3 protein-coding genes are annotated in these 14,446 nt (G+C 71.8%); all 3 read right to left on the bottom strand.

Translation table 11 applies throughout. The features are described 5' to 3' along the window. Positions 1–3,282 (bottom strand): non-ribosomal peptide synthetase (locus ACWGJY_RS36080; protein WP_453265125.1); only part of this gene is annotated, 3,282 nt, incomplete at its 3' end. Next, entirely contained in the window at positions 3,279–11,108 is a 7,830-nt protein-coding gene (locus ACWGJY_RS36075) for an amino acid adenylation domain-containing protein (RefSeq protein WP_453265124.1), read from the bottom strand. The genes ACWGJY_RS36080 and ACWGJY_RS36075, both read right to left, overlap by 4 nt. A 2-nt stretch (positions 11,109–11,110) precedes the next feature. Next, a partial coding sequence (locus tag ACWGJY_RS36070) for a non-ribosomal peptide synthetase (protein WP_453265123.1) occupies positions 11,111–14,446 on the bottom strand: 3,336 nt, incomplete at its 5' end.

Here is a 14,446-nt window from a genome sequence, read left to right as displayed (position 1 = left end):
TTCCAGCTGGTGCAGGAACCACAGCCGGCGTTGTGCGAACGACAGCGGCACCCGCTCGGGGCGCTCCACCGGCACCAGCGCCGCACGCGCCCCGGCCACCTGATCCAGCCGGCCGGCCAGCCCGGCCGCGGTCGGTGTCTCGAACAGGTCCCGGACCGCGGGTTCCACTCCCAGGACGGTACGGACCCGGCTGATCAGACGCATGGCGAGCAGCGAGTGTCCGCCGAGGTCGAAGAAGTTGTCGTCGGCGCCGACCCGCTCCACGCCCAGGACCTCGGCGAAGAGACCGCACAGGATCTCCTCCCGGGGGTCACGCGGGCGCCGGGAAGCGGTCGTGGACACGAGGTCGGGGGCGGGAAGCGCACGCCGGTCGAGCTTCCCGTTCGGCGTCAGGGGCAAGACGTCGAGGGTGACGAAGGCTGAGGGGACCATGTAGTCGGGCAGGATCCGTGCGGCGTGCTCCCGCAGGCCGGCCCGTGCCGTGTCGGTGCCTTCGGCCGGGACGACATAGGCCACGATCCGCTTGTCCCCCGGCCGGTCCTCGCGGACGACGACAGCCGCCTGCTGTACCTGGGGGTGGCTGGTGACCACGGCTTCGATCTCGCCCGGCTCGATGCGCAGGCCCCGGATCTTCACCTGGTCGTCGGCGCGGCCGGCGAACTCCAGCAGCCCGTCCGCGCGCCGCTTCACGAGGTCGCCCGTACGGTACATACGGGTCCCCGGCGCGCCGAAGGGATCGGCGACGAACCGCCCCGCCGTCAGGTCCGGGCGGCCCAGATACCCCCGTGCCAGCTGGTCGCCCGCGACGTAGAGCTCGCCCGGTACGCCCACCGGAACGGGGGTGAGTGCGGAGTCCAGGACATGGACCCGGGTGTTCCAGACGGGGCGGCCGACCGGTACCACACCGGTGTCCGCGCCGGGGTCGAAGGCATGGGTGGTGATCTGCACGGTCGACTCGGTCGGCCCGTAGAGGTTGTGCACGCTCACCCCCCAGGACTCGGCCGTCCGTGCCGCCAGGGCGGGCGGAATCGGCTCGCCGCCGACGAAGACCCGTTGCAGCGGCAGGGGTTCTACCTCACCGGAATCACCAGCATCATTGGTCACACCAGCATCACTGGTCACACCAGCCGCACCGGTCATACCGGTCGCACCGGCCACCACAGCCAGCAGGGAAGGCACGAACTGGGCCACGGTGACGCCGTGCCGCCGGATGTAGGCGAGCAGCCGCTCCGGCTCGCGGCTGAGGGCCTCGGGCGCGACGCAGAGCGTGGCGCCGCTGAGCAGCGGGAGCCAGATCTCCCAGACCGACGCGTCGAAGGTGAGCGCGGTGCGGGCCAGGACGATGTCGTGCGCGTCGAGCGGAAAGGCGTCGGTCATCCAGGACATGTGGTTGACGAGGGCGCGGTGTTCGACCAGGACGCCCTTGGGGGTGCCGGTGGAGCCCGAGGTGTAGAGGGCGTACGCCGGGTGCGAGGGTCCGGCCCCGGGGCCGGACGGCGCGGTGGCCGGCTGCGCGGCCAGCAACTCGCGGGTCCCGGCGGTGTCCAGCAGCAGCTGCGAGATCCCGGCGCCGGCCGTCACGGCAGCCGAGCCGGTGGTCGTGAGCACCATGTCCGGGGCGGCGTTGGCGAGGGTGAAGGCGATCCGGTCCTGCGGATGGCCGGGGTCCAGCGGCAGATAGGCCGCTCCGCTCTTCAGCACGCCGAGCAGCGCCACGATCATCTCCGCAGAGCGGGGCAGTGCCAGCGCCACGAGCCGCTCCGGGCCGGCGCCCCGGGCGGTCAGGAGATGGGCAAGACGGTTGGCCCGCTCGTTCAGCTCCGCGTAGGTGAGGGCGGTCTCCTCGCAGACCACCGCCGTGGCCTGCGGCGTACGGGCGCACTGGGCCTCGAACAGGGCGGACAGCGTCGTCGCGGGTACCGGGTGCGCCGTGTCGTTCCCGGCGGTGAGAGGGCCGCGCTCCTCGGCGTGGGTCAGGTCGATCCGGCCGAGCGGGACGCCGGGTTCGGTGATGACCGATTCGAGCAGCCGGTGCACCCGGGCCACGATGGCTTCCGCGGTCTCCCGGCCGAACAGGTCGGCGCGGTAGTCGAGCCGCAGGGTCAACTGGCCGCCCAGCTGGTCACCGACCAGGTTCAGGGCGTAGTGCGTGGCGTCGCGGCCGTCGGCCTCCGTCAGCCGGAGCCCCGCCACGGGCGCGTCGTCATCGCCGGCACCGACCGGATAGTTCTCGAACACCGTGGTGGTGTCGAAGAGTTCACCCGCCCCCGCCAGCTGCTGGATCCGGCCCAGGCCGAGGTACTGGTGGGGCAGCAGCGCGCTCTGCTCCTCCTGGAACCGGGCCAGGTTGTCCAGGAAGGACCGGTCCCGGGCCGGCCGGGCACGTACCGGGATGGTGTTGATGAACAGCCCGATCATCGCGTCGGAGCCGGGGAGTTCGGCCGGACGGGTGGAGACCGTCGTGCCGAACACCACGTCGTCCCGCCCGGTCAGCTGGGCGAGCACCACCGCCCAGGCGCCCTGCAGCACGCTGTTCATCGTCAGCCGGCGGCTGCGGGCCGCGGCGGTCAGCTCGGCCGTGAACTCCGCGGACAGCTCACGCCGGACGCGCTCGGGCAGTGCCGGGGTCCGCTCCGCGGTGTCCGCCACCCGGGTCGGTCCGTCCAGGCCCGACAAAGCCTGCTGCCAGGCGTGTTCGGCCTTGGCCAGGTCCTGCTTGCCGAGCCATCCCAGATAGTCGCGGTAGGGCGTGGCCCTGGGCAGGCCCGCGGGGCTGCCCTGCTGGGCGTAGAGGGTGAACAGCTCGTCCAGCAGGAGGGGGGTGGACCAGCCGTCGAGGAGGATGTGATGGCTGGTCAGGGCCAGGCAGTACCGTTGGTGGCCGAGGCGTACGAGGCTCAGCCGCAGCAGTGGCGGCCTGGCCAGGTCGAAGCGCTCCGCGCGATCGGCGGCGAGCCACCGCTCCAGCTCTGCCTCGCGCTCCGTCTCCCCGGTTCCGGCAAGTTCGATCTCCCGTAGGGGGACCGGCACCTGACGGTGGATCACCTGGATCGGCCGGCCGTTCTTGCGGGTGCGGAAGCCCGCCCGCAGATTGGCGTGCCGGGTCAGCAGCGTGTCCACGGACTTCCGCAGCACGGCGGTGTCCACGTCCCCTTCGATCCGGAGGACGAGCTGCACGTGGTAGATGTCGGGGGCCTGCCCGTCGTACAGCGCGTGGAACAGGAACCCTTCCTGCAGCGGTGCGAGCGGCAGGACGTCCTCGAGTGCGGACTGAGTCTTCACGGCATTTCCAATTCGGCTTCGAGTTCGTCGATTTCGTCCTGGCTCAGCGACCCCAGGGACAGGTCGGACGGTGTGTGTCCGCCGGCGCCCTGGTCTTCGCAGTGGGCCACCAGTGCCGTCAGAACGGCGAACCAGCTCTCGGCGAGGTCGTGCACGTCCTGTTCGGACAGCAGGCCCTCGGGCCAGTTCCATGTGCCGGAGAGCCGGGGGCCGTCGGCGTGGTCCTCGGTCACGGCATTGACGACCAGGGCATGGGTCACCGGCATCCGCGGGTCGTGACCGGACGGCAGTGTCGCGTCCGGTGCCATGTCCCAGTCCTGGACCGCGGCTTCCTCGGAGGCGGCGAACCGTCCCAGGTAGTTGAAGCCGATCTGCGGTCTGCCGAGGCCCGACAGCTCGCGAGCGGTCCGCGGGTTGAGATGGCGGAGCATGCCGAAGCCCATTCCGTTGTCGGGGAAGGCCCGCAGCTGTTCCTTGATTCTTTTGACGATCCGGCCCAGGTCGGCGCCGCCCGCCCGGACATCGGCCCGGTCGTACTGTCCGGGGTCGAGGCGGACCGGATACATGCTGGTGAACCAGCCGGCCGTACGGGTCAGATCCGCGCCCGGAATGATCTCCTCCCGGCCGTGCCCCTCTAGATCGACCAGCACCTGGCCGCCGGCGGTGCCCCAGCGGCGGCGCCATTCGAGGACGGCCGGCGCGAGGGCGCCGAGCAGGATGTCGTTGACTCCGGCGTGGAATGCGCCGGGCACACTCGTCAGCAGCGGCCGGGTGATCTCGCAGGGCAGGGTGAGAGTCAGCGAGCGGGTGGTGTCTCCCCGGTCCCGGCCCGGATCCAGCGCCCTGCCGCCGATGAGGGGTTCCTCGGTGCGGAGGATCTCCTTCCACACCGGCAGTTCGGCGAGCCGGTCCGGATGCTGTGCGGCGGCCGTCAACTGCCGTGACCACTCGCGCAGCGACGTCCCGGTACGTTCCGGCGCCGGCTGCGCTCCGGCCGCCACCGCCTCCCAGGCGGCGATCAGATCGGGCAGCAGGATGCGCCAGGACACCCCGTCGACCACCAGGTGATGCAGCACGAGCAGCAGCCGGCCCGGCTCGGCCCCGCGGTCGAACCACACCACCTGCACCATGGCACCGTCGCCCGGTGCGAGCCGCGCCACGGCCCGGTCGCCTTCCGCGGCCATCAGCGCGGCGAGGCTCTCGCCGCGCAGTCCCTCCGCGCCGATCCGGCGCACGCAGTCCTCGGCCGCCACCTTGCCCCGGGGCATGACCTCGGGGCTCCAGCCCGGGGCGCCGGATGCGGCGTCCGCCGCCGGTACGCCGGTCACCCGCAGACGCAGGGCGTCATGGTGATCGAGCAGGGCCTGAACCGCCGCGGTCAGCCGCCGCTCTCCCAGGTCCGCCGGGACCTGCCACATCATCGACTGGTTGAAGCCGTCCACCGGCGCGTCCAGCTCGCGGAGCCAGTGCATGATGGGTGTCGGCGGCAGAGTGCCGATCCCGGCGTCGGGGTCGGTGGCGGCCACGGCCGGAAGTCCGGCCGTGAGGGACGCGAGCGCCGCCACCGTCTGGTGCCGGAAGATCTCCCGCGCGGTGAGCGCGATGCCTTGCTTACGCGCCCGGGAGATGACCTGGATCGACAGGATGCTGTCGCCGCCCAGCTCGAAGAAGCTGCTGTTGACCCCGACCCGCGACAGGTTCAGCACCTCGGCGAAGATCGCGCACAGCGTCTCCTCCTTCGGTGTGCGCGGCGCCTCGAAGCCGGCCACCGCGGCGAAGTCCGGCGCCGGCAGCGCCCGCAGGTCCAGCTTGCTGTTGGCCGTCAGAGGCAGCGTCTCCAGCACGGTCAACGCCGAGGGCAGCATGTAGTCGGGCAGTTGCCCGGACAGATACGTCCGCAGCTCACCGACGTCCATCCGGCCGCCGTCCTCGTCCGGTACGACGTAGCCGACGACCCGCTTGTCCCCGGGACGGTCCTCCCGCACGATGACGGCTGCCTGCCCGACGGCGGGGTGTGCGGCGAGAACGTTCTCGATCTCGCCCAGTTCGATGCGGAATCCCCGGATCTTGACCTGGCGGTCGACCCGGCCCAGGAACTCCAGCTCACCGTCGGCGCGCCACTTGACCAGGTCACCGGTGCGGTACATCCGCCCGCCCGCGGCCCCGAAGGGATTGGCGACGAAGCGCCCGGCGGTCAGTCCGGGCCGGCGCAGATATCCACGGGCCAGCTGGCTGCCCGCGAGATACAGCTCGCCCGCCACCCCGACCGGGGCCGGGCGCAGCGCCGAGTCCAGCACATAGACCTGCGTGTTGCGCACCGGCCGGCCGATCGGCGGGGCGACGGGCTCGGTCAGCGCGGCGCTGGAGGTCACCCACACCGTCGCCTCGGTCGGGCCGTACCCGTTGAACATCCGCCGGCCCGGCGCCCACCGGGCGACGACCTCTCCGGTGAACGCGTCACCGCCCACGGCCAGCGAACGCAGCTCCGGCAGCGCCCGTGCCGGCATGCTCGCCAGGGCCGCCGCCGCCATCGGCGCGTGGTTGATCCGCAGCTCCTCCAGCACCTGCGCCAGCGCCTCACCGGCGAACGGACCGGCCGGCGGAATCACCAGGCAGGCGCCGGAAAGCAGCGCCAGCCACAGTTCCAGCACCGAGGCGTCGAAGCTGGGGGAGGCAAACTGTGAGACCCGGCTGCCCGCTTCGACCCCGCAGCGTTCGATCTTGTCGGCGGCGAAGCCGGCCATCCCGCTGTGCGCGACGACCACGCCCTTGGGGCGCCCGGTGGAGCCGGAGGTGTAGATGACGTAGGCGGGGTGCGCCGGCAGCAGCGGCGTGGTCCGGTCGGCATCCGTGGGGTCGTGTGCCGCGCTGCCGACGGAGTCCTCCACGGTCAGCACGGGCACCCCGGCCCCTGGCAGCCGCTCGGCGGTCGCGCCGTTCGTCACCACGGCGACCGGACCGGCGTCCGCCAGCATGTAGCTGACGCGGTCGGTGGGGTAGTCGGGGTCGATGGGGAGGTAGGCGGCGCCGGTTTTGAGGACGGCGAGGAGGGCGGTGACGAGGTCGGTGGAGCGGGGGAGGTGGAGGGCGACGACTGTTTCGGGGCCGACGCCTTGGGCGAGGAGGTGGTGGGCGAGTTGGTTGGCGCGGGTGTTGAGTTGGGTGTAGGTGAGGGTGGTGGTGCCGTGTTCGACGGCGGGGGCGTGCGGGGTGCGTGCTGTCTGTGTCTGGAAGAGGTCGGGCAGGGTGGTGGCGGGTGTGTGGTGTGCGGTGTCGTTCCATTCGACGAGGAGCTGGTGGCGTTCCTGGTCGGAGAGCACGTCCAGTTGTGTCAGGGGGCGGGTGGCGTCCGCCACGGCCGCGCGCAGCAGGCGTTCCAGGCGGGCGGCCAGCTGCTGGGCGGTGGACCGGTCGAAGAGATCCGTCGCGAACTCCACCGTTCCCGCCAGCCCCGCGAACGGCCGCTCGACGGTGCGGAGTTCCTCCATGTTGAAGGCCAGGTCGATCTTGGCGGTACCCGTGCTCACATCCTCCATACCGGCCTGCAGCCCCGGCAGTTCGACCGAGGCCTCTTCGGTGTTCTGCAGGACGAGCATCACCTGGAAAAGGGGGTGGTGCGCCGTTGACCGTACGGGGTTGACGACCTCCACCAGCCGCTCGAAGGGCACGTCCTGGTGGGCGTAGGCCGCCAGGTCCGTTTCCCGTACGCGGTCCACCAGCTCGGCGAAGGTGGGGTCGCCGGAGGTGTCGGTACGCAGAACGAGCGTGTTGACGAAGAAGCCGACGAGGTTGTCGAGGGCATCGTCGGTGCGCCCGGCGACCGGTGTGCCGACCGGGATGTCGGTGCCCGCGCCCAGCCGGGTCAGCAGCGCGGCAAGACCCGCCTGCAGCACCATGAACACACTCGACCCGGTTTCCCGTGCCAGCCGCGCGACCCCCTCGTGCAGCTCCGCGTCCCAGCTGAACTCGGCCGCGTCACCGCGGTATCCGGCCACCGCCGGGCGGGGCCGGTCGGTGGGCAGCTCCAGCTGGTCCGGGAGCCCGGCGAGTGTCCGCTGCCAGAAGTCGATCTGGCCGGACAGCACGCTCTGCGGGTCGTCCTCGTCGCCCAGCGCCGCACGCTGCCACAGGGTGTAGTCCGCATACTGCACCGGCAGCGGAGCCCACCGGGGTGCCGTGCCCGCGCACCGCGCCGCGTACGCCAGCGACAGATCGTCGATCAGCGGCGCGAGGGAGGCCCCGTCGCTGGCGATGTGGTGCATCAGGATCAGCAGGGCATGTTCATCGGCCGCGGTGGTGAACACCCAGGCCCGCAAAGGGACCTCGGCCGTCAGCTCGAAGGAGTGCCGGGCCGCCTCGGCCAGCTGCCGGTCCACCCGGTCCGGCTCGGTCGCCACGACCTCGACCACCGGACGGGCCGCCGCCCCGTCCAGCACCCGCTGGTACGGCGTGCCGTCGATGTCCGGGAAGACGGTGCGCAGGGACTCGTGCCGCCCGGCCACATCCGCCATCGCCGCCCGCAGCGCCCCGGTATCCAGCGTGCCGGTCAGCCGGAGCACCAGCGGCACGTTGTAGGTGGCGCTCGGCCCCTCCAACTGGTGCAGGAACCACAGCCGGCGCTGGGCGAACGACAGCGGCACCCGCTCGGGCCGCGCCACCGGCACCAGCGCCGCGCGGGCGTCCCCCGCGCCGTCGAGCCGCCCGGCCAGCCCGGCCACCGTCGGGACCTCGAACAGGTCCCGGACCGCCAGCTCGGCACCGAAGACCGTACGGACCCGGCTGACCAGCCGCGTCGCGAGCAGCGAATGCCCGCCCCGGGCAAAGAAGTTGTCCTCGGTCCCGACCCGCTCCAGGCCCAGCACCTCCGCGAAGAGACCGCACAGGATCTCCTCCCGCGCATCGCGGGGCTCCTGGAGGCCGCCCGGCTGAGCGAAGTCCGGGGCGGGGAGGGCCTGCCGGTCGAGCTTGCCGTTGGGCGTCAGCGGGAAGCGGTCCAGCACCACGAACGCGGAGGGCAGCATGTACTCCGGCAGCGTCCGGGCGGCGGCCCGCAGCAAGGCCGCCGGGTCCGGCGCCGCACCGTCCCCGGCCGGCACCACATAGGCGACGATGCGGCGGTCGCCCGGCCGGTCCTCCCGCACCGTCACCACGACCTGTCCCACGGCCGGATGCGCCGCGACGGCGGCCTCGATCTCACCCAGCTCGATCCGGAATCCCCGGACCTTCACCTGGTGGTCGACCCGGCCGACGAACTCCAGCAGGCCGTCCGCGCGCCACTTCGCCAGATCACCGGTGCGGTACATCCGCGCACCCGGTGCACCGAACGGATTCGCCACGAAGCGCTCCGCCGTCAGATCGGGCCGCCCCCGGTAGCCACGCGCCACACCGTGGCCGGCGATATAGAGCTCACCCGGCACACCGGCCGGCACGGGCCGCAGCCCGGCATCCAGCACATACACCTGGGTGTTGCCGATCGGCCGCCCGATGGGCGGGGCGCCGTCGGTGCCCACCCGCGCGGCCGCCGACCAGATGGTCGTCTCCGTCGGCCCGTACAGATTGGTGACGCTCGCCCCCAGCCCGGCCATCCGGTGCGCCAGCGGCGTGGGCAGGGCCTCGCCGCCGACGAGCATCCGCAGCCCGCGCAGGGCCTCCGGGCGCTCGGCGACCAGGCTCTGCCACAGCGAGGGAGTGGCCTGCATGACGGTCACCCCGGCCGAGGCCACCAGCCCGGCGAGCAGCGCACCGTCGCGCACCTGCTCAGAGGTGGCGAGCACCAGCGCCGCACCGGAGACCAGCGGCAGATACAGCTCCAGGCCCGCGATGTCGAACGCCACCGTGGTGACCGCGAGCAGCCGGTCGGAAGGCTCCGGCGCGACACACTCCTGCATCGCCGACAGGAAGTTCCGCAGGTTGCCGGCCGAGACCACCACACCCTTCGGGCGGCCCGTCGACCCCGAGGTGTAGATGACGTACGCCGGATTCTCCGGCGAGGGGCGGCCCGGACGCTCCTGCGCCGTCAGGTCCGCTGCCGGCAGGGCGGCGAGCGCGGCTTGGTGCGCCGCGCCGTCGACCACCACCAGCGCCCCGGCGTCCACGGGCAGCTTCGCCGCCGTGCTCTCGGTGGCGAGCACGCAGACGGGCCGCGCGTCCGAGAGGATGTAGTCGATACGGTCGGCCGGGTAGTCCGGGTCGACGGGCAGATAGGCCGCACCGGTCTTGGCCACGGCCAGCAGCGCGACCACCAGGTCCGTCGTGCGGGGCAGCGCCACCGCCACATAACTCTCCGGCCCGACCCCGCGGCCGAGCAGAGACCGGGCGAGCCGGTTGGCCCGCGCGTTCAGCTCCGCATACGACAACCCGGCATCCGCGCCGAGCACCGCGGTGGCCTGCGGCGTCCGCGCGGCCTGCGCCTCGAACAGCTCCGGCAGCGTCGCGGCCGGCACCTCGCGCGCCGAGTCGTTCCAGCCGGTCAGCAGTGCCTCGCGCTCCTGGCCGGTGAGCACCTCCAGCTCCCCGACCGGCCGCGACGCATCGTCCACCACCGCACGCAGCACCCGCTCCAGACGGTGCACGACCGCCTCGACCGTCTCCCGGTCGAACAGCTCCGTGGCGAACTCGACATCGACATCGATGCCCTCGGGCTCCCCCGCGTCACCGAGGCGCTCCTCCAGGTCGAAGGAGAGGTCGAACTTCGCCACTTTGGTGTCGACGCCGTCGAAGTCGACCCGCAGTCCGGGCAGTTCCAGCGCGGCCTTCGCATTGTTCTGCAGCACCAGCATCACCTGGAACAGCGGGTGCCGCGCCAGGGACCGGGTCGGGTTGACGATCTCCACGAGCCGCTCGAAGGGCACGTCCTGGTGGGCGTAGGCCGCCAGGTTGGTCTCCCGTACGCGTGCCAGCAGCTCGGCGAAGGTCGGATCGCCGGAGGTGTCGGTACGCAGGACGAGGGTGTTCACGAAGAACCCGACCAGGTCCTCCAGCGCGTCATCGGTGCGTCCGGCGATCGGTGAGCCGATGGGGATGTCGGTGCCCGCGCCGAGCCGGGTCAGCAGCGTCGCCAGCGCCGCCTGCACGACCATGAACACACTCGACCGGTGCTCGCGCGCCAGCCGCGTCAGCCCCGCATGGAGAGCGGCGTCCCAGGACAGTGCGACGCTGTCGCCCCGGTAGCCGGCCACGGCCGGGCGGGGCCGGTCGGTGGGCAGCTCCAGCTGGTCCGGCAGTCCCGCCAGCGTCTCCTGCCAGAAACCGACCTGCTCGGAGATCAGGCTGTCCGGGTCGTTTTCGTCGCCGAGGACTTCGCGCTGCCACAGGGTGTAGTCGGCGTACTGCACCGGCAGCGGCTCCCACTGCGGTGCCCCGCCCGCGCGCCGCGCGGTGTACGCCACCGACAGGTCGTGGATCAGCGGAGCCAGCGACCCGCCGTCGGCCGCCACATGGTGGGCGAGCAGCAGCAGGACGTGCGAGCGCGGCCCCACCTCGAACAGCCAGGTCCGCAGCGGAGTCTCGGTCTTCAGGTCGAAGGCGTGGCCGGCCGCCTCCCGCAGCGACGCGTCCAGGGTCTCGGGAGCACTCTTGACGACCTCGACGACCGGCCGGGCCTCCTCGGCGGCCAGGACCTGCTGGAAGGGGCTGCCGTCGGTCTCCGGGAAGACCGTGCGCAGGCTCTCGTGGCGCTCGACCACATCGGCTATCGCCCGGCGCAGCGCGTCGACGTCCAGTTCGCCGGTCAGCCGCAGCAGCATCGGCAGGTTGTAGGTGGCGCCGGGGCCCTCGAACTGCTGGAGGAACCACAGGCGACGTTGGGCAAATGACAGCGGAATCATGATTACTTCCCAGACCTCGGCATCGGCCGCAGCGCGGGCCGTGCTCTCTTCTTCGACCCGACAACACGCTCGGCAAGCGCCGCCACTGCCGGTGCTTCGAACACCGCCCGGATGGACAGCTCGACACCCATCTCCGTACGCACCCGGTTGATCAGCTTCGTGGCCAGCAGCGAATGGCCGCCCAGGTCGAAGAAGCTGTCGTCGATACCGACCCGGGGCAGACCCAGCACCGCCGCGAAGATCGCGGCGAGGGCCTCTTCCGCCGGGTTCCTGGGTGCCCGCGAGGTGGCCGCCGCCGCGAAGTCCGGGGCCGGCAACGCCCGCCGGTCCAGCTTGCCGTTGGGTGTCAGCGGCAGCGCCGGCAGCACCACGAAAGCGGACGGGACCATGTACTCGGGCAACCGCCCGGTCAGGTAGTCCTTCAGCTCCGCGACATCCGCCGCCTCGCCGGCCGGCGCGAGATAGGCCACCAGCCGCTTGCCGCCCGGCTGTTCCCCGTGGACGACCACGGCGGCCCGGCCCACCGACGGATGCGCAGCCAGCACGGTTTCGATCTCACCGGGCTCGATCCGGAAGCCCCGGACCTTCACCTGGTCGTCGGCCCGCCCGAGGTATTCGAGCCGGCCGTCGCCGCGCCATCTCGCCAGGTCCCCGGTGCGGTACATGCGCCGGCCCGGCGCACCGAACGGATTGGCCACAAAACGTTCGGCCGTCAGCCGCGGCTGGTGGAGATACCCGCGGGCCAGCTGTGCACCGGCGAGGTACAACTCACCGGGCACGCCCACCGGCACCGGACGCAGCGCCGCGTCCAGCACAAAGACCTGGGTGTTCCAGATCGGCCGGCCCAGCGAAGGGACGGCGGGCCAGTCGGCGACCTGGGCCGGCAGTGAGTACGAGGTGACCACATGGGTCTCGGTGGGCCCGTAGTGGTTGTGCAGCCGCCGCCGCGGCTGCCGGCCGTACAGGTCTCGCAGGTGCCTGCTGAGCACCAGCGCCTCACCGGCCTGGGCGATCTCGGCCAGCGCCGGCAGCTCCGACTGCTGCTCGGCGGCGGCCTCGGCCACCGCGTCGATCACCAGGTTCGGTGCGTACAGCTCGCTGATCTCGTTCTCGCCGAGCCAGCGCGCGAACGCCGAGGCATCGCGGCGGATGTCGTCGGGAGGGATGACCAGGGTGCCGCCGTGCATCAGTGCCGAAAGGGTCTCCTGCACCGACACGTCGAAGCCGACGGCGGTGAACTGCGCCACCCGGCGTCCCGGCCCGCCGGGAACGGCCTGCGCATGCCACGCCAGCAGATTGACCATCGCGCCCGCCGGCATCACGACGCCCTTGGGGACGCCGGTGGAGCCCGAGGTGTAGATCACGTACGCCGGGTGGGACGGCAGCAGCGGGGTGCGGCGGTCGGCATCCGTGGGATCCGTCTCCGGCCGGCCCGCCAGTGCGCCGGCGGTCTGCGGACCGTCGAGCAGCAGCCGCACCGCCTCCGGTGTCCGCGGCAGTCGCCCGTCGATCTCCCCGTGCGTCAGCACACACACCGGCGACGCGCTCTGCAGCATCCGCGCCGCCCGGTCGGTGGGGTGGTCGGGGTCGATGGGGAGGTAGGCGGCGCCGGTTTTGAGGACGGCGAGGAGGGCGGTGACGAGGTCGGTGGAGCGGGGGAGGTGGAGGGCGACGACTGTTTCGGGGCCGACGCCTTGGGCGAGGAGGTGGTGGGCGAGTTGGTTGGCGCGGGTGTTGAGTTGGGTGTAGGTGAGGGTGGTGGTGCCGTGTTCGACGGCGGGGGCGTGCGGGGTGCGTGCTGTCTGTGTCTGGAAGAGGTCGGGCAGGGTGGTGGCGGGTGTGTGGTGTGCGGTGTCGTTCCATTCGACGAGGAGCTGGTGGCGTTCCTGGTCGGAGAGCACGTCCAGTTGTGTCAGGGGGCGGGTGGCGTCCGCCACGGCCGTGCGCAGCAGGCGTTCCAGGCGGGCGGCCAGCTGCTGGGCGGTGGACCGGTCGAAGAGATCCGTCGCGAACTCCAGCGCGCCCGTCATCCCGTCGGCAGCACCCTCCGGTGTGTGCTGCTCGGCGATGTGGAAGGTCAGATCGAACTTCGCGGCGAAGGCACTGAAGTCGTCATCGGAGACCTCCAGCCCCTGCATCGTGAAGTCACCCTCGGCCGTGTTGGCCAGGACGAGCATCACCTGGAAGAGCGGGTGATGCGCCAGGGAACGGGTCGGGTTGACGATCTCCACGAGGCGTTCGAAGGGCACGTCCTGGTGGGCGTAGGCCGCCAGGTCCGTTTCCCGTACGCGGTCCACCAGCTCGGCGAAGGTGGGGTCGCCGGAGGTGTCGGTACGCAGGACGAGGGTGTTGACGAAGAAGCCGACGAGGTTGTCGAGGGCATCGTCGGTGCGCCCGGCGATCGGTGAGCCGATCGGGATGTCGGTGCCCGCGCCGAGCTGCGTCAGCAGCGCGGCAAGACCCGCCTGCAGCACCATGAACACGGTCGACCGGCGCTCCCGCGCCAGCCGGGTGATCCCCTCGTGCAGCTCCGCATCGAAGGAGAAGGCGACGTCCTCACCCCGGTAGCCGGCCACGGCCGGGCGGGGCCGGTCGGTGGGCAGCTCCAGCCGGTCCGGAATACCGGCCAACTGCTTGCGCCAGTAATCGATCTGACCGGAGATCAGGCTCGCCGGATCGCCTTCGTCCCCGAGGATCTGCCGCTGCCACAGGGTGTAGTCGGCGTACTGCACCGGAAGCGGCTCCCACTGCGGAGCCTCCCCCGCACACCGCGCCGCGTACGCCACCGAGAGGTCAAGGGCGAGCGGGTCCGTCGACCAGCCGTCGCTGACGATGTGATGAGCCAGCAAAAGCAGCACATGCTCATCCGCCGCCGTCCGGAAGAGCCACACCCGCATGGGCAGCTCATGCACGAAGTCGAAGGCATGGCGCCCGGCCTCGGCCACCTGCTGCGCCACCTGGTCGCGGTGGGTCGTGACGATCTCGATCACGGGTTGGGCGGCGTCGCCTTCGAGTATCTGTTGGTAGGGGGTGCCTGCTGTTTCGGGGAAGACGGTGCGGAGGGATTCGTGGCGTTGGGTGAGGTCGTGGAGGGCGTGGCGTAGTGCGGTGGTGTTGAGGTTGCCGGTGAGGCGGAGGGTCATGGGGACGTTGTAGGTGGGGCTGGGTCCTTCGAGTTGGTGGAGGAACCAGAGGCGTCGTTGGGCGTGGGAGAGGGGGATGTGGTGGGGGCGTTCCATGGGCTGGAGTGCGGTGCGTGCTCCGGCTGCGTGGTGGAGGCGGGTGGCGAGTCCGGTGACGGTGGGGGCTTCGAAGAGGTCGCGGACGGTGAGTTCGGC

The organism is Streptomyces sp. NPDC054765, assembly GCF_053612065.1.
Note: the sequence above shows the minus strand (reverse complement) of the source record. Positions and strands in the feature narration are given on the sequence as shown.

Coding starts and splice junctions, on each gene's coding strand:
- ACWGJY_RS36075 (WP_453265124.1), bottom strand. CDS start 11,108: ATGATTCCGCTGTCATTTGCCCAACGTCGCCTGTGGTTCCTCCAGCAG.